The sequence below is a fragment of the Amycolatopsis sp. cmx-11-32 genome (assembly GCF_047608695.1).
In the GTDB taxonomy this organism is placed as follows: Bacteria; Actinomycetota; Actinomycetes; order Mycobacteriales; family Pseudonocardiaceae; genus Amycolatopsis.
In genome coordinates this window covers 209,694-226,308 of the sequence record NZ_JADNQN010000006.1, presented here as the reverse complement: position 1 = coordinate 226,308, position 16,615 = coordinate 209,694, and the positions used below count along the sequence as shown (strand labels likewise).

At 69.0% G+C, this 16,615-nt stretch carries 15 protein-coding genes; all 15 read right to left on the bottom strand.

Annotation, left to right across the window (positions count from 1 at the left end):
* Positions 1–27 precede the first annotated feature (27 nt).
* On the bottom strand, positions 28–2,124 hold the full coding sequence (locus ACM6LR_RS20765) for a primosomal protein N' (protein WP_414937662.1): 2,097 nt from the start codon (positions 2,122–2,124) through the stop codon (positions 28–30).
* A gap of 119 nt (positions 2,125–2,243) precedes the next feature.
* Positions 2,244–3,446, bottom strand: a complete 1,203-nt coding sequence (gene metK / locus ACM6LR_RS20760) for a methionine adenosyltransferase (protein ID WP_414937954.1) — start codon at positions 3,444–3,446, stop codon at positions 2,244–2,246.
* Between the two features lie 94 nt (positions 3,447–3,540).
* Positions 3,541–4,761 (bottom strand): bifunctional phosphopantothenoylcysteine decarboxylase/phosphopantothenate--cysteine ligase CoaBC, encoded by a 1,221-nt coding sequence (gene coaBC, locus ACM6LR_RS20755; protein ID WP_414944331.1) that lies wholly within the window; start codon positions 4,759–4,761, stop codon positions 3,541–3,543.
* A 59-nt stretch (positions 4,762–4,820) separates the two neighbouring features.
* Positions 4,821–5,087 (bottom strand): DNA-directed RNA polymerase subunit omega, encoded by a 267-nt coding sequence (gene rpoZ / locus ACM6LR_RS20750; RefSeq protein ID WP_414944330.1) that lies wholly within the window; start codon positions 5,085–5,087, stop codon positions 4,821–4,823.
* Between the two features lie 5 nt (positions 5,088–5,092).
* Entirely contained in the window at positions 5,093–5,749 is a 657-nt protein-coding gene (gene gmk / locus ACM6LR_RS20745) for a guanylate kinase (RefSeq protein WP_414937660.1), read from the bottom strand.
* Positions 5,746–6,063, bottom strand: coding sequence for an integration host factor, actinobacterial type (gene mihF, locus ACM6LR_RS20740; RefSeq protein WP_364025209.1), 318 nt, complete (start codon positions 6,061–6,063; stop codon positions 5,746–5,748). Before mihF ends, gmk begins: the two co-directional genes overlap by 4 nt.
* Positions 6,064–6,170: 107 nt before the next feature.
* A complete protein-coding gene (pyrF, locus tag ACM6LR_RS20735) occupies positions 6,171–7,010 on the bottom strand; it encodes an orotidine-5'-phosphate decarboxylase (RefSeq protein WP_414944329.1) in 840 nt (279 codons plus the stop codon).
* Positions 7,007–10,321, bottom strand: coding sequence for a carbamoyl-phosphate synthase large subunit (carB, locus tag ACM6LR_RS20730; protein ID WP_414937658.1), 3,315 nt, complete (start codon positions 10,319–10,321; stop codon positions 7,007–7,009). Before carB ends, pyrF begins: the two co-directional genes overlap by 4 nt.
* Entirely contained in the window at positions 10,321–10,932 is a 612-nt protein-coding gene (locus ACM6LR_RS20725; RefSeq protein WP_414944328.1) for a DUF4276 family protein, read from the bottom strand. Before ACM6LR_RS20725 ends, carB begins: the two co-directional genes overlap by 1 nt.
* Positions 10,929–12,083, bottom strand: a complete 1,155-nt coding sequence (locus ACM6LR_RS20720; protein WP_414937656.1) for an AAA family ATPase — start codon at positions 12,081–12,083, stop codon at positions 10,929–10,931. The genes ACM6LR_RS20725 and ACM6LR_RS20720 overlap by 4 nt, the downstream gene beginning before the upstream one ends.
* On the bottom strand, positions 12,080–13,219 hold the full coding sequence (gene carA / locus ACM6LR_RS20715) for a glutamine-hydrolyzing carbamoyl-phosphate synthase small subunit (RefSeq protein WP_414937655.1): 1,140 nt from the start codon (positions 13,217–13,219) through the stop codon (positions 12,080–12,082). The genes ACM6LR_RS20720 and carA overlap by 4 nt, the downstream gene beginning before the upstream one ends.
* Complete coding sequence (locus tag ACM6LR_RS20710) at positions 13,219–13,728, bottom strand: transporter (RefSeq protein WP_414944327.1); 510 nt, start codon at positions 13,726–13,728, stop codon at positions 13,219–13,221. The genes carA and ACM6LR_RS20710 overlap by 1 nt, the downstream gene beginning before the upstream one ends.
* Entirely contained in the window at positions 13,725–15,017 is a 1,293-nt protein-coding gene (locus ACM6LR_RS20705; RefSeq protein ID WP_414944326.1) for a dihydroorotase, read from the bottom strand. Before ACM6LR_RS20705 ends, ACM6LR_RS20710 begins: the two co-directional genes overlap by 4 nt.
* Positions 15,014–15,961, bottom strand: coding sequence for an aspartate carbamoyltransferase catalytic subunit (locus ACM6LR_RS20700; RefSeq protein ID WP_414944325.1), 948 nt, complete (start codon positions 15,959–15,961; stop codon positions 15,014–15,016). Before ACM6LR_RS20700 ends, ACM6LR_RS20705 begins: the two co-directional genes overlap by 4 nt.
* Complete coding sequence (gene pyrR, locus ACM6LR_RS20695) at positions 15,958–16,554, bottom strand: bifunctional pyr operon transcriptional regulator/uracil phosphoribosyltransferase PyrR (RefSeq protein WP_414937651.1); 597 nt, start codon at positions 16,552–16,554, stop codon at positions 15,958–15,960. Before pyrR ends, ACM6LR_RS20700 begins: the two co-directional genes overlap by 4 nt.
* Between the last annotated feature and the right edge of the window lie 61 nt (positions 16,555–16,615).

Sequence of the window (16,615 nt, the reverse complement as noted above, 5' to 3'; positions counted from 1 at the left end):
AGGACTAATTGCGGCGTAGTGGGCGCGCTAGATGAGTTCCAGGGGGTCGAGCTGGATCCGGATGGGTTCGGTCGCCTTGCGCGCGTCCCGCTTGGCGGCGGCCTCGTGGACGGCGGCGGCGAGCGCCTTCCCGTCCGGACGGGCGACACGCACCAGGGCGCGCTCACGTTCGGCGTTGCCGTCCTCGTCGACCTCGCCGAGCGGCACCGGGCCCAGCACCTCGCCGCTCTCCGGCAGGGCGAGGTCGTCGAGCAGCCCGGCGACCGCGTCCGGGGTGCCTTCGACGCTCGCCATCCGCATCGCGGGCGGGAAGCCGAGTTCACGCCGCCCGGCCAGTTCCTGGCCCGCGTGCCAGCCCGGGTCCCACCGCACCAGCGCCTGCACGACCGAGAGACCCGCTTCCGCGCCGACGAACACGCGACCGCCTTCGGTACCCGGCCGCACCAGCGCCGCGGCCGCCATCCAGCGGCGCAGGGTCTCCTCCCCCGCGCGCAGGTCCTGCCGCCCCAGCAACGCCCAGCCGTCCAGCAGCAACGCCGCGCCGTAACCGCCTTCCGCGACCGGCTCGGCTCCCGGCGTGCACACCACCAGCGCCGGTTTTCCGGGCACTGAAGCCAAAACCTCCGACGCGCCCGAGGTCCGCACCGGGAATCCCGAGAACGCGCGGCCCAGTTCCTCCGCGGTTCGCTTTGAGCCGACGACGACCGCCCGCAGCCGCACGGAACCGCAAGCGGCGCAATGGAAGTTCGTCTCGGGGACACCGCACCACCGGCAGGCGGGCGGCCTCGGCGCGCCGTCGATCAGCCCACCCGGCAAGGAAAGCGGTCCCGCGCAGCGACGGCAGTGCGCGGACGTCCGGCAGTTGCCGCACGCGAGCCCTGGAACGTACCCGCGACGCGGAACCTGCACCAGCACGGGGAATCCGCCTGCCAGCGATTGCCGCGCCGCCTCGAAAGCGACCGACGGGAGCCGTGCCGCCTTCGCCGCTTCGTCCCGAGCGACGTCGAAGTCCTCGCCGACCGGCGTCACCCGGGGCGCGGCGGCCCGCAGTTCAGGGCGGGCCGCCACCAGCGGTTGCGCCCAGCCCGATTCGACCAGGAACTGTGCCTCGGCGGTACGCGCGAAACCGGCGACGAGCATGGACCCCTTCGCGGCGTGCGCGCGGTCCATCAGCACATCGCGGACGTGTGGGTAGGGCGCGTGCTGGTCGAGGTGGACGTCGTCGCCGTCGTCCCACACCACGAACAGGCCGGGGTCGGCGACCGGCGCGAACATCGCCGCGCGCGTGCCGACGACGACCCGCACCGCGCCCCGCAGTACCGCGAGCCAGCGGCGGTAGCGCTCGGCGGGGCCCAGCCCCGCGATCAGCGCGACCACGGCATCGGCCCCCATCAGCTGGGAACACGCGTCGTGCAGGCGGGTGAGGTCACGGTGGTCCGGCACGACCATCACGACGCCACGGTGGCTTGTGGAAGCCGCCACCGCCGCGGCTTCGGCGAGCCGGCGCGGCCAGTCCTCCCCCGGCAGGGCCTGCCAGACGGCGTTGGCGGGCCGCCGTTCCGCGACGGCCTCCAAAAACGCCGGTCCGCTCTGGTACTTCTCCCAGGCGGTGGTCTCGGGCGCCTCCGGTGTCGGCGCGGGCTCGGCGGGCGGCTCGCCCTCGACCTTCGCGTGCCGGGACGGGATGGCCAGCCGCAGGACGTCGCTGAGCGTGCCGCCGTACCGGTCCGCGACCGAGCGGCAGAGCGTGTGCAGCGCCGGGGGCAGCACCGGCTCGCTGGAGGTCACGCGGTCGATGTACGCGAGCTTCCCGGTGAAGTCCGTGGTGTCGGCGCGTTCGACGAGATACCCGTCTACGAGCTGGCCCGCGAACCGGACACGCACCCGGCAGCCGGGCACCGCGGCCTCGTGCAGCTTTTCCGGGATCTGGTAGTCGAAGGTCCGGTCGAGATGCGTGAGCGGGATGTCCACGACGATCCGCGCGACCGGGTTCTCGGGCGCGGGGTTCTGCGCGCCCCGACGGCTGGCGCTTTTCGCACGGGACGGTTTGGCCTTCCGCGCCGGTTCGGCTTTCGGAGGCTCCGGAAGGTCCCACAACGGGGCCGGTTCGGGACTGCTGCTCACCCGGTGATCTCTACCAGACTCTCCCGACACAGCCTGTCACCGCCGTGAGATGAACGGAGCTTTCCCTTGCAAATTTTGCAGAGAAAGTCCCGTTCATCTCATTGGCAGAGCGTCGAAAATCAGGCGCCGGCGGCCGACTTCAAGGCCGCCGCCCGCGCCGTGCTCTCCCAGGGGAGACCCAGCTCGGGGCGGCCGAAGTGGCCGTACGCGGCCGTCGGTGCGTAGATCGGGCGAAGCAGGTCGAGGTCGCGGATGATCGCGGCCGGACGCAGGTCGAAGACCTCCGTGATGGCGGCCTGGATCTTCGACGGGTCCACCGTTTCGGTGCCGAACGTCTCGACGAAGAGGCCCACCGGGGCCGCCTTGCCGATCGCGTACGCGACCTGGACCTCGGCGCGCGTGGCGAGCCCGGCGGCGATGACGTTCTTCGCCACCCAGCGCATCGCGTACGCGGCCGAACGGTCGACCTTGGAGGGATCCTTGCCGGAGAACGCGCCGCCACCGTGACGGGCCATGCCGCCGTAGGTGTCGACGATGATCTTGCGGCCGGTCAGGCCCGCGTCACCCATCGGGCCGCCGATGACGAAGCGGCCGGTCGGGTTGACCAGCAGCCGCACGTTGGAGGTGTCGAGACCGAGTTCGGCGAGCTCCGGGGCGACCACGTGCTCGCGGACGTCGACGCCGAGCATCTGCTCCAGGTCGATGCCGTCCGCGTGCTGGGTGGACACGACCACCGTGTCGAGCCGCACCGGCTGATCGCCGGCGTACTCGATGGTGACCTGCGTCTTGCCGTCCGGGCGCAGGTACGGCAGCACGCCGTCCTTGCGGACCCGGGTCAGCCGCTGCGAGAGCCGGTGCGCCAGCGCGATCGGCAGCGGCATCAACTCGGGGGTGTCCGAGCAGGCGTAGCCGAACATCAGGCCCTGGTCGCCGGCACCCTGACGGTTGATCTCGTCCTCGTCGGACTCGACGCGGGACTCGTACGCGGTGTCGACGCCCTGCGCGATGTCGGGCGACTGGGAGCCGATGGCGACGTTGACGCCACACGAGTTGCCGTCGAAACCCTTGGCCGAAGAGTCGTAGCCGATCTTCAGGATCACGTCGCGGACGATGGTCGGGATGTCCGCGTAGGCCTCGGTGGTCACCTCTCCGGCGACATGCACCTGCCCGGTGGTGATGAGGGTTTCTACCGCCACCCGGCTGCGCGGATCCTTGGCCAGCAGGCCGTCTAGGATCGAATCGCTGATGGCATCGCAAATCTTGTCGGGATGACCCTCAGTCACCGATTCAGATGTAAACAGTCTACTCGTGGACGCGGTCACGGTGGCCGTCACTTCCTCACCTAGACGTCTGATGCCCAGAAAGTTAGGCACCCCTCAGTTGCTATAAGCCTACTTACTATCGTTCGAAGGCCGGTCAACGCTTCATCAAGTTCACCACCGCGTCCCACAATGTGGACGCCAGTTCGGACTTGGCGCCCAGCGGGATCGGGATCTCGGTTCCGTCGGCCCCCAGCAGCCAACCCGAATTGTCCTCGGTCCCGAACGCTTTTCCCTCGCCGACGGCGTTCACCACCAGCAGGTCCGCACCCTTACGCTTCAATTTGACCCGCGCGTGGTCCAGAACGCCGCCCTTGTCGTCGCCGGTTTCCGCGGCGAACCCGACGACCAACTGGCCTTCTGTCCGGTTCCGCACCAGTTCGGCCAGGATGTCCGCGTTGCGCGCCAGCTCGACCACCGGATCCGGCGCGTCGTCGGACTTCTTGATCTTGTGGTCGGCCCGGTTCGACGGCCGGAAGTCGGCGACGGCGGCGGCCATCACCAGGATGTCCGCGGCGGCGGCCTCGGCGTGCATCGCCTGGCGCATCTCCTCGGCTGTCGACACGTGGACGACCTTCGCGCCCGCCGGCTCCGGCAGCGCGACGGTGTGCGCGGTGACCAGAGTGACCTCGGCGCCGCGCTGGGCGGCGACTCGAGCCAGCGCGTAGCCCTGTTTGCCCGACGAGCGGTTGCCCAGGTAGCGGACCGGGTCCAGCGGCTCGCGGGTGCCGCCCGCCGAAATCGCCACCCGCACGCCTTCGAGGTCGCGCGGGAGGGCGTCCGGCACGGCGAGCAGGAGCCGGGCCAGGTCGACGATCTCGGCCGGGTCGGCGAGCCGCCCCTTGCCGGTGTCGGCGCCGGTGAGCCTGCCCGCGGCGGGTTCGGCGACGATCAGCCCGCGCGAACGCAGCAGCGCCACGTTGTCGCGGGTGGCCGGGTGCTCCCACATCTCGGTGTGCATCGCCGGGAAGAAGGCGATCGGGCACCGGGCGGTGAGCAGGGTGTTCGTCAGCAGGTCGTCCGCGATGCCGTGCGCGGCCTTGGCGAGCAGGTTCGCCGTGGCGGGCACGACCACCACCAGATCGGCTTCCTTGCCGACGCGGACGTGCTGGACCTCGGGCACCTCGGTGAACACACCGGTGTGCACCGGGTGGCCGGAGAGTGCCTCGAAGGTGGCCGCGCCGACGAAGTTCAGCGCGGCTTCCGTGGGGACCACGCGGACGTCGTGACCGGATTCGGTCAGCCCGCGCAGAACCTCACAGGCCTTGTAGGCGGCGATCCCGCCGCCTACGCCCAGAACGATCTTGGGTTTACTCAACGGTGTTCTCGGCGGTTTTGCGCGGGATCACCTTGACAGCCGCCGTGGCCATTGAGTCCCTACTCACCCTCGGTGTGCTCGAGCAGGCCGCCATGGATCTCGCGCAGTGCGATGGACAGCGGCTTCTCGCGCGAGCCCGGCTCGACCAGCGGGCCGACGTACTCCAGCAGGCCCTCGCCCAGCTGGGCGTAGTAGTCGTTGATCTGACGAGCGCGCTTGGCCGCGTAGATCGCCAGCGCGTACTTCGAGCTGACCTTTTCGAGCAGGTCGTCGATCGGCGGGTTGGTGATGCCTTCGAGCTCTTCGTGAATACCGAGCGTGGACATGGTCGTCACTCGTGGTGCTCCGAATCTTCAAGTGTCAGGTCGCCGATCACCAAGTTTAGCAACTGCTCGGCGGCGTCTCGCACGTCGGCGTTGACGACTCGCTCGTCGAACTCCCCGGCGGCGGCGAGTTCGCGCTCCGCCTCGGCCAGCCTGGCCTTCACCGCGGCCTCGTTCTCGGTGCCGCGGCCGGTCAGCCTTCCGACCAGTTCGTCCCACGACGGCGGCATCAGCATCACCAGCCGCGCCTCCGGCATCGCCTTGCGGACCTGTCGCGCGCCCTGGAGTTCGATCTCCAGCACGGCGTTGCGGCCTGCCGCCAAAGCCCGTTCCACGGGCTCGCGCGGGGTGCCGTAGCAGTTGCCGGCGAACTCGGCGTGCTCCAGCAGTTCGCCCGCGGCGACCATGCGGTCGAACTCGGTGCGGTCGATGAAGTGGTAGTGCTCGCCGTCGACCTCACCCGGCCTCGGCTTCCTGGTGGTCACCGAGACGCTGAAATAGATTTCCGGATCCAGCTTGCGCAGCTCCCCCGCCACGCTCGACTTCCCGACCCCCGAAGGCCCTGATACGACCGTGAGCCGGTGCCGGGAGGAAACTCCCGCCACCGGCTCACCGCCGCGGTCAGCGCCCGGGGTCACCGGGTGGTCCTGACCGACGCCGCTCACTCGCCGCTGAATTCGGCCAGCAGCGCCTTGCGCTGCCGGTCGCCGAGGCCGCGAAGACGACGGCTGGGTGCGATCTCCAGTCGTTCCATGGTCTGCTGGGCACGGACCTTGCCGACACCCGGAAGAGCCTCGAGCAGAGCCGAGACCTTCATCTTGCCGAGGACTTCGTTCTCCTCGGCCTGCTTCAGCACCTCGACCAGAGTGGTACCGCCCCGCTTCAGCCGCTCCTTCAGCTCAGCACGGATGCGGCGGGCGGCGGCGGCCTTCTCCAGCGCCGCAGCGCGCTGTTCCTCTGTCAGCTGGGGAAGTGCCACGTTTTCCTCCGGTAGTTCTCAAATCTGGGTGGGTGTGGCGACGGTACCCACCCGTTACCTCGGCCCACAATGCGGGGGTGGCTGGTCATGACGGATTCCCGGGCCTGCTATTGGCCGTTTTCCAGGGAACCGAGGGAATCCCGTGTCCTCCGAACGGCCGCACGCAACGCTTCGGGGTCCGGCCCGTGCTTGAGCACATCACGCGAAGACGCCGGGAGCACACCCGGCAGCCGCGGCCCGAAAAGGGCCCGCAAATCGGCCGGAGTGGCCCCCTGCGCCCCGAAACCGGGTGCCAGCACGGGACCGTTCAGCTTGCTCAGATCGAGCTCTCCCGGCGTGACGGTGGCACCGACGACGACACCGACGTCACCCAGTGGCCCGACGCCCGCGTTATGCGCGCCCGCCGTGTCGACGATGTCCTGCGCGACGGTCTTTCCGTTGGGCAGCAAGGCGTTCTGCAGTCCCCGCGCCTCCGGGTTGGAGGTGCGCGCGAGGACGAACAGGCCCTTGCCTTGCTGCTGTGCAACCTCGACGGCGAAGTCCAGCGAGCCGAACCCGAGGTACGGCGACACGGTGATGGCGTCGGCCTCGAGTTCCGCCCCCGTGGGCAGGAACGCCGCCGTGTACGCCGCCATGGTCGAACCGATGTCGCCGCGTTTGACGTCCAGCAGGACGAGCGCGCCCGCTTCGCGGCACACCTTCATCGTCTTGGCCAGAACGGCGACCCCAGGAGGCCCGTAGGCCTCGAAAAAGGCCGATTGGGGCTTGATCACCGCGACCTCGGGCGCGATCGTCTCAGCGGCTGTGAGCGCGAACTTCTCCAAACCGCCCGCGTCCGCCGGAAGCCCCCACGCCTGGAGCAACCCGGGATGGGGGTCGATTCCGGCGCAGAGCGGCCCCTTCTCCGCGATCGCCCGCGCCAGCCTCGACCCGAACCGCCCGCTCACGCCTTGGCCTTCAGCGCCGCCTGGAGGCTCTGCAGCGACCGCACGCCGATGTCGCCCTTGATGACGGCCTCTATCCCGTGCACGGCCGCCGCGGCGCCCTGCACCGTGGTGATACAGGGAATGTCCCGCGACACCGCGGCGGTACGGATTTCGTAGCCGTCGATGCGGGGACCGCTGTTGCCGTAAGGGGTGTTGATCACCATCTGCACCTCACCGCTGAGGATGACGTCCACGACGTTCTGCTCCCCTTCGGCCGAACCTTCGTAGTGCTTGCGCACGACGGTGCAGGGAATCCCGTTGCGCCGCAACACTTCCGCCGTACCGGAGGTGGCGAGGATCTCGAAACCGAGGTCCGCCAGCCGCTTCACCGGGAACACCAGCGAGCGCTTGTCGCGGTTGGCGACGGAGACGAACACCTTGCCCGACGTCGGCAGCGAACCGTAGGCACCGGCCTGGGACTTGGCGAACGCCTTCCCGAAGGAGACGTCGACACCCATGACCTCGCCGGTGGACTTCATCTCCGGGCCGAGCAGCGAATCGACGCCGTGCCCCTCGGGGGTGCGGAAGCGGTGGAACGGCAGGACCGCCTCCTTGACCGCGACCGGCGAATCGGCGGGCATGTGGCCCCCGTCACCCTCGGCCGGGAGGACGCCGGACCCGCGCAGGTCCTTGATCGACGAGCCGGTCATGATCAGCGCCGCGGCCTTGGCCAGCGGCACCGCAGTCGCCTTCGACACGAACGGCACCGTCCGCGACGCGCGCGGGTTCGCCTCCAGGACGTACAGGACGTCGTCCTTGAGCGCGTACTGGACGTTCAGCAGCCCGCGGACGCCGACACCACGCGCGATGGCCTCGGTCGAGCGGCGCACCGTCTCGATGTCGGTCCGGCCCAGCGTGATCGGCGGGAGCGCGCAGGAGGAGTCGCCGGAGTGGATCCCGGCCTCCTCGATGTGCTCCATGACGCCGCCGAGGAAGAGGTCGTCACCGTCGAACAGCGCGTCGACGTCGATCTCGATGGCGTCGTCGAGGAACCGGTCCACCAGCACCGGGTGCTCGGGGGTGACCTCGGTGGCGCGGTGGATGTAGCCGGCGAGGGACTCCTCGTCGTACACGATCTCCATGCCGCGCCCGCCGAGTACGTAGGACGGCCGCACCAGGACCGGGTAGCCGATCTTGTCGGCGATCCGCTTCGCGCCCTCGAACGAGGTCGCCGTGCCGTACTTCGGCGCGGGCAGTCCGGCGTCGGTGAGGACCTCGCCGAACGCGCCGCGGTCCTCGGCGAGGTGGATCGCGTCCGGGGAGGTGCCGATCACCGGGACACCTGCGTCAGCGAGGCGCTTCGCGAGCGAGAGCGGTGTCTGGCCGCCCAGCTGCACGATGACCCCGGTGACGGTGCCCGACTCCTGCTCGGCGTGAACCACTTCCAGGACGTCTTCGAACGACAGCGGCTCGAAGTAGAGCCTGTCCGAGGTGTCGTAGTCGGTGGAGACGGTCTCGGGGTTGCAGTTGACCATGACCGCTTCGAAACCGGCCTCGCGCAACGCGATGGCGGCGTGCACGCACGAGTAGTCGAACTCGATGCCCTGCCCGATGCGGTTCGGCCCGGAGCCGAGGATCAGCACCTTCGGCTTCTCGGTCTGCGCGGTGATCTCCGACTGGGCCGCGGGGTCGGTCTCGTAGGCCGAGTAATGGTACGGCGTCTTGGCCGCGAACTCGGCCGCGCAGGTGTCGACGGTCTTGTACACCGGCCGCACGCCGAGACGGCGGCGCAGCGCGCGGACACCGTCCTCGCCCGCCAGCTCCGGCCGCAGCGCGGCGATCTGCTGGTCCGACAGGCCGGTGCGCTTCGCCCGCCGCAGCAGCGGCTCGTCGAGCACCAGCGCGTCACGGACCTCGGAGCCGACCTCACCGATGAGGGCGATCTGGTCGATGAACCACGGGTCGATGCCCGACGCTTCGTGGATCTGCTCGACGGTGCCGCCGAACCGCAGTGCCCGCTCGACCTCGTAGAGGCGCCCGTCGTGCGGCGTGCGCAGGGCGTCCAAAATGGACTCGAGCGTCGCGCCATCGGGGTCGGGCCGGGTCCAGAAGCCGGTGGCCTTGGTGTCGATGGAGCGCAGTGCCTTGCCGAGCGCTTCGGGGAAGCTGCGGCCGAACGACATCGCCTCGCCGACGCTCTTCATCGTCGTCGTCAGCGTGGGGTCGGCGCCAGGGAACTTCTCGAAGGCGAACCGCGGAACCTTCACCACGACGTAGTCCAGCGTCGGCTCGAAGGCCGCCGGGGTCTCGCCGGTGATGTCGTTGCGGATCTCGTCGAGGGTGTAGCCGATGGCGAGCTTCGCGGCGATCTTGGCGATCGGGAAGCCGGTCGCCTTCGACGCCAGCGCGCTCGACCGGGAGACGCGCGGGTTCATCTCGATGACGACCATGCGGCCGTCGGCCGGGTCGATCGCGAACTGGATGTTGCAGCCGCCGGTGTCGACGCCGACCTCGCGCAGCACCGCGATGCCGACGTCGCGCATGTGCTGGTACTCGCGGTCGGTCAGCGTCATCGCGGGCGCGACGGTGACCGAGTCGCCGGTGTGCACGCCCATCGCGTCGATGTTCTCGATCGAGCAGACGACCACCACGTTGTCGTGCCGGTCGCGCATGAGCTCGAGTTCGAACTCCTTCCAGCCGAGGACGCTCTCCTCGATGAGCACCTCGGTGACCGGCGACTCGTCGAGCCCGGTGGAGGCGAGCCGCTCCAGTTCCGCGTCGGTGTGCGCCATGCCGGAGCCGAGCCCGCCCATGGTGAACGATGGCCGGATGACCACCGGGAGGCCGACCTCGGCGACGGTCGCGCGGACCTCGTCCATGTCGTGGCAGACCCGCGAACGCGGCACCTCGGCGCCGATCGTGCGGACGATGTCCTTGAACTTCTGCCGGTCCTCGCCGCGCTGGATGGCCTCGACGTCGGCGCCGATCAGCTCGACGCCGTACTTCTCCAGTACACCGCGCTCGTGCAGGGCGACAGCGCAGTTGAGCGCGGTCTGCCCGCCGAGGGTCGCGAGGATCGCGTCGGGGCGCTCCAAAGCGATGACCTTCTCGACGAATTCCGGGGTGACCGGCTCGATGTAGGTGGCGTCGGCGAACTCGGGGTCGGTCATGATGGTCGCCGGGTTCGAGTTCACCAGCGAGACGCGCAGTCCCTCTTCGCGGAGTACGCGGCAGGCCTGGGTGCCGGAGTAGTCGAACTCCGCCGCCTGGCCGATCACGATCGGCCCGGAGCCGATCACCAGCACGTGCTGGATGTCTGTCCTCTTCGGCATTAGTTTTCCTCACTCACCAGGCGCCGCAAACCGTCGCGGAAGACCTGAAAACTCTGGGAACGATTGTTCTCTACATCCATGTGTGGCGCGATATCACGGGCGGCGATCATCTTCGCCAGCCCCTTCTTGTGGTAGCCGTGCTGCTGGAACAAGTGCTCCAGCGCTTCCCACGCTCCACCAGGCACATCTTCCGGCTCTCGGAACTTGACCCGCTTCACCAGATCAAGGGAAACCCTGGGATAAGCCGCATGCACCGCCGGAACATCGCCGAGGAACCACGCTTCGAGTTCCTCGATCACGATCCGGAACAGAACAGCCTCGGCCGGAAGCCCGGCTTCCTTCGCCATCCGGGACAGCTGAGCCTTGAGCTCCAGGCAGTCATCGTCATCGCGGTCGACCAGCACCACGACTCGTGAGTTGACCGCCCTCCAGTAGTACGTGTACTCGCGAAACCGGTGCGGCAGCTTGCGGAGCAGGTCTTCCTTGCCGTCGAACGGGGCAATCCGAAAAGCCACGCCGGGCGTGATCTTCGGAAGCAAGGCACGCAAAGCCTCATCCGCCGAACGCTCTTCGACCAGCACCACGAGATTCACCGGACTGCCTGCGCTCACGCCTGCTCCGCGAGGGGGTCGCCGAACCGGAAGTAACCTTCGGTCCACAGATCACCGAGCGCACCACCGGATTCCACCATCCGAACCAACTGAGGCTGGACAGAAGCGTGCATCACCTCGGTGTTGCCGGCGACTCCTCGTGCGAACATCCAAACCTCGTTCGGCCGCGTCGCGTCGACGAAACGCGGTGAGTGCGTCGCGACGATCACCTGGCCGCTCTCCGACATCCTCGCTTCGTCAGCGAGTGGGTAGTGCAGCCTGGGGTGCACCTGGTTTTCCGGTTCTTCGAGCAACAAGACGGAAGCTGGATCGCGCATGGCGACCAGGTAGGCCAGCAGCGTGAGCGTCCCGTCCGAGATGTGGTCCGGCGAGATCAGTTCATCGGCGCCTCGCTCCTTCAACCGGACGATGAAACTGCCATCGCCCAGCTGCATCGACGAGAAATCCTCGAGCCTCGGAACATAGCGTCGTAGTGAACGGAGTATCCCGGCCCAGACCTCTGGGCGTCGTTCTTGGAGTTGCTCGACGACTATGGCGATGTTGTCGCCTGATGAGGAAAGCCGCGTAGCCTTCCCGCCCTTTTTGGCACCCTTGCGCATCTGTTCGACATCGATGTGCACCGAATGCCAGTCCAGCACGAGCTTCCGGAATTCGGCGACTCGGTTGTAGCGGTTGAGACGACCGAAGGTGTCCAAAGCCAGTGCCTCACCGTCGGCCAGATCCTCCCTGAGCCTCTGGTCACCGGACTCGGAGTACACGACGCCTTGCCCACCGTGGAACTCGAGCAGTGCCCGCCAGCCCGGCGCGCCAGCCGGCCGCCACCGCAGAATCTCCTCGGGGGCACCGGTTCCGTCGAAGGCCAGTCGATACTCGAACGCGCCTTCCTCGGTCTGATAGCCGACCTCGATCTCGACGCGCTCCGTGGAACCGATGGTCCTGATCTCCGGAAGGCCACCGCGACGGGCAAGCGCGAAACCCAGGCCGCGCTGTACAGCCTCGCTGACGAAGAGCAGCGCGTCCAGCAAGGTGGACTTGCCGCTGCCGTTCGGACCGAGAAGCGCCGTGATGGGCGTCAGGCCGTCCAGCTCGACGTCCCGAAGCACCCGGTAATTCCGGATCCGGATCCGCTCGATTCCGGTCGTGACCGTCATCGCCCGGCCTTCTTCTCCATCAAGCTCACGAACTCGTCGAACAGGGGGGCCGCGTCGTGCGGGCCGGCGGCGGCCTCGGGGTGGTACTGCACCGAGAACGCGGGGACGTCGAACACGCGGACACCTTCGACGGTGTCGTCGTTCGGGCAGTAGTGCGAGATCTGCGCGGCGCCGAACGGCGTCTCGAACCGCTGACCCGGCTCGCCTTCGAGAGCGAAACCGTGGTTCTGCGCGGTGATCGCGACCCGTTTGGTCGCCACGTCGATCACCGGGATGTTGATCCCACGGTGGCCGTAGCGCATCTTGTAGGTGCCCAGTCCCAGCGCGCGGCCGAGGATCTGGTTGCCGAAGCAGATGCCGAACAGCGGGATCTCCCGCTGCAGCACCGCTTTCGTCAGCTCCGTCGCGTGCGCGGTGGTCGCCGGGTCGCCGGGGCCGTTGGACAGGAACACACCGTCCGCCTCGACCGCGAGCAGTTCGTCCACAGTGGACGACGAGGGCAGGACGTGGACCTCGATGCCGCGCGCGGCCATCTGCCTCGGAGTGTTGGACTTGATGCCCAGGTCCAGCGCGGCGACGCGGAACTTCCGCTCCCCTTGCGCTTCGACGACGTACGACTGCTTGGTGCTGACCTCGCCGGCGAGATCGGCACCCTTCATCTGCGGACTGGCCTGCACCTGCGCGAGCATCTCTTCGTCACTGTCCAGCGCGTCACCGGAGAACACGCCGGACCGCATGGCGCCCCGTTCGCGCAGATGCCGGGTCAGCGTGCGGGTGTCCACTTCGGAGATCCCGACGACGCCCTGACGCTCCAGTTCCTCGTCCAGCGTGCGCTTCGAGCGCCAGTTGGACGGGGTGCGCGCCGGGTCGCGGACGACGTAGCCCGAGACCCAGATGCGCGAGGACTCGTCGTCCTCGTCGTTCCAGCCGGTGTTCCCGATCTGCGGCGCGGTCTGGACCACGATCTGCCGGTGGTAGGAGGGGTCGGTCAGCGTCTCCTGGTAGCCGGTCATGCCGGTGCAGAACACCGCCTCGCCCAGACTCCGCCCACGGGCGCCGTACGCGGAGCCGCGGAACACGCGGCCGTCTTCGAGGACCAGAGCAGCCGGTGCGCGGGTGCCGTTCGCGGTGCTCATCAGGCACCTCCCTTGATGTCGTTGCGAGTGTCTTGCAAAGCTTCGATCCATTGTGGATAGTCGTCTACGTCGTCGCCGCGGAATCCGGTGTCCAGCTCGACGTCGCCGGCCAGCCAGGTGATGACGAGCAGCGCGTCGATGCCCATCACCTTCCCGGCCATTCCCTTGTCCTTGCGGACGCCGGTGATGGAACCGCGTGGGATCCAGAAGTCCGGGGCACCGCCGCGTTCGATGGCGATGCCGTCGGCGTGCAGCCGCCAGACCGCGCCGGTGCGCAGGCCGGCGCCGCGGGTGACCACGCGCTCCTGCCAGTGCCCCGCCTTCGTCGTGCTGATGTAAACCCCGCTTGACTCCAGTTCGGCGAAACCGGGTTCGGCGGGGATCTCGGCGAACGGCGGTACCTCGACGCTCTGCGCGCGGGACTTCCGCCGCCAGCCGCGCCACATCAGCAGCACGCACAGCAGGAAGAAGGCGAAGACCGCCAGGGTCAGCAGAATCCGGTCACTCATGGGGCGATCTTCCCCTCCCGCGTGGTGATCCGCCCGCGCAGCAACGTCGCCGTCACCACGCCGGGGAGCCGCATTCCTTCGTACGGGGTGTTCGCCGCGATGCTCGCGAACTCCACGCCGCGTACGGTCCATTCCGTGTCCGGGTCCACCAGCGTCAGGTTGGCCGGTTCGCCGACCTCGATCGGACGGCCGTGATCGGACAGGTTCCCGATCTCGGCGGGCCGCTCGCTCATCACCCGCGCCACGCCCCGCCAGTCGAGCAGGCCGGTGCGGACCATGGTCTCGACCACGATCGACAGCGCGGTCTGCAGGCCGAGCATGCCGGGCCGGGCCGAGTTCCACTCACAGTCCTTGTCCTGGACGGCGTGCGGCGCGTGGTCGGTGGCGACGCAGTCGATGACGCCCTCGGCCAGCGCGGCACGCAGCTTTTCGGCGTCGGACCCGGTGCGCAGCGGCGGGTTGACCTTGTTGACCGGGTCGTAGGTGGCGAGCCGCTCGTCGGTCAGCAGCAGATGGTGCGGGGTGACCTCGGCCGAGACCTTGGTGCCGCGCTCCTTGGCCCACTTCAGGATGTCGGCCGTGCCCGAGGTCGAAACGTGGCAGACGTGCAGCCGCGCGTTCGCGTGCTGCGCGAGCAGGCAGTCGCGGGCGACGATCGACTCCTCCGCCGAGGCGGGCCAGCCGGTGTAGCCCAGGCGCGCGGCCTGCTCACCTTCGTGCGCCTGTGCACCGGCGGTCAGCCGGGGCTCCTCGGCGTGCTGGGCGATGACCACACCGAGCGCCGTCGAGTACTCCAGCGCGCGGCGCATCAGCAGCGGGTCCGCGACGCAGAGGCCGTCGTCGGAGAAGACCTTCACCCGCGCTTCGGACTTCGCCATGGTGCCGATTTCGGCGAGCTTCTCGCCCTTGAGGCCCACGGTGACCGCGCCGACCGGATGCACGTCGACCAGGCCGGCCTCCTGGCCGCGGCGCCACACGTGGTCGACGATCACCGCGTTGTCGGCCACCGGGTCGGTGTTGGCCATCGCGAACACCGCGGTGTAGCCGCCGAGCGCGGCCGCGGCCGAACCGGTGGCGATGGTCTCGGTGTCCTCGCGGCCGGGTTCACGCAGGTGGGTGTGCAGGTCGACGAAGCCGGGGAGCAGCACGTGGCCGCCCGCCTCGATCACTTCGGCCTCGTCCGGGACGTCGATCGAACCGATGTCGGTGATCACGCCGTCCTCGACGAGTACGTCGACCGGGTCGCCCTCGCCGTAGGGTCGGGCGCCCTGGATCAGGACGGTGGTCATGCGTCGGCCCCTTCGCTGGCGAGCAGGTGATAAAGGACCGCCATGCGCACGTGGACGCCGTTGCGGACCTGTTCGGTGATGGCCGAGGCCGGGGAGTCGGCGACCGCCGAGGCGATCTCCATCCCGCGCAGCATCGGACCGGGGTGCAGGACGACGGCGTGCTCGGGCAGCAGCTTCATCCGGCGTTCGTTGAGGCCGTACGCGATCGAATACTCGCGCGCCGAGGGAAAAAAGCTCTGCCCTGGCCCCCCGGCTGTCATCCGCTCCGCCTGGACCCGCAGCATCATGACCGCGTCGACCGCGGGCAGTTCGGCGTCGAGTTCGTGCGACACCGTGACCGGGAGGCTTTCCACCCCGACCGGCAGCAGGGTCGGTGGCGCGACGAGCACCACTTCGACACCGAGCGAGGACAGCAGGTGGATGTTCGACCGCGCCACCCGGCTGTGCAAAACGTCGCCGACGATCGCGATGCGGCGACCTTCCAAGGAACCGAGCCGCTCCCGCAGGGTCGCCGCGTCGAGCAGCGCCTGCGTCGGATGCTCGTGGGTGCCGTCCCCCGCGTTGACGACCGCCGTCCCGGCCTCTGCGAGCCAGCCCGAAAGCCGCAGCGCCGCCCCGGAGGCGGGGTGCCGGATGATCACGCAGTCGGCGCCGGCCGCGGCCAGCGTCAGCGCGGTGTCCCGCAGCGATTCGCCCTTGTTGACCGAGGAACTGGACGCGGAGACGTTGATCACGTCGGCGCTCATCCACTTGCCCGCGATCTCGAACGAGACGCGGGTGCGGGTCGAGTTCTCGTAGAACAGGGTGATGACGGTGCGGCCGCGTAACGTCGGCAGTTTGCGGACCTCGCGGCCCAGCAAGGTGTGCTTGAGCTCTTCGGCGGTGTCCAGCACGGCTGTCGCGAGCGCCGGGTCGAGCCCGTCGGTGGCGAGCAGGTGCTTCACGATCGGTCTCCTTCTGATTGCGCCCGCAACAGAACGGTGTCCCGTCCGTCCACTTCGGACAGCAGGACCTCGATCCCCTCGGTACGCGAGGTGGGCACGTTCTTGCCCACGTAGTCGGCGCGGATCGGCAGTTCGCGGTGGCCGCGGTCGACCAGCACGGCCAGCTGGACCGCGCGGGGGCGGCCGTGGTCGCGCAGGGCGTCGAGGGCGGCGCGGATGGTGCGGCCGGAGAACAGCACGTCGTCGACCAGGATCACCACCGCGTCGTCGATGCCGGTCGGCGGCAGCTGCGAATGCTCGAGCGCGCGGGGCGGGCGGCGGCGGAGATCATCACGGTAGAGCGTGATGTCCAGCGCGCCGGTCGGCGGACGGATGCCGGAGAACTCGGCGATCTTGTCCGCGAGCCGCAGGGCGAGCGGGGTACCCCGGGTGGGGATGCCCAGCAACACGGGCGGAGCCGAGCCACCCGCACCGAGAGCGGTCTTCTCGATGACCTGGTGGGCCATTCGGGCGATCGTGCGCGCGACATCGCCGGACGAGAGGAGCTCACGCTCTCCCGCCGGTTCCGCCGCGCCACGTGGACGTGACGACAAGGCGGACCTCCTTCCCCGCCTCTCTGGACGGGTCCTTAAAGGACGTCGACTTCCTGCGTGG

Excerpts from the sequence above, each read along its gene's own strand:
- ACM6LR_RS20710 (WP_414944327.1), bottom strand. The coding sequence starts at position 13,728 with ATGAGTGACCGGATTCTGCTGACCCTGGCGGTCTTCGCCTTCTTCCTG.
- ACM6LR_RS20720 (WP_414937656.1), bottom strand. The coding sequence starts at position 12,083 with ATGACGGTCACGACCGGAATCGAGCGGATCCGGATCCGGAATTACCGG.
- ACM6LR_RS20705 (WP_414944326.1), bottom strand. The coding sequence starts at position 15,017 with ATGACCACCGTCCTGATCCAGGGCGCCCGACCCTACGGCGAGGGCGAC.
- carB (WP_414937658.1), bottom strand. The coding sequence starts at position 10,321 with ATGCCGAAGAGGACAGACATCCAGCACGTGCTGGTGATCGGCTCCGGG.
- rpoZ (WP_414944330.1), bottom strand. The coding sequence starts at position 5,087 with ATGTCCACGCTCGGTATTCACGAAGAGCTCGAAGGCATCACCAACCCG.
- carA (WP_414937655.1), bottom strand. The coding sequence starts at position 13,219 with ATGAGCACCGCGAACGGCACCCGCGCACCGGCTGCTCTGGTCCTCGAA.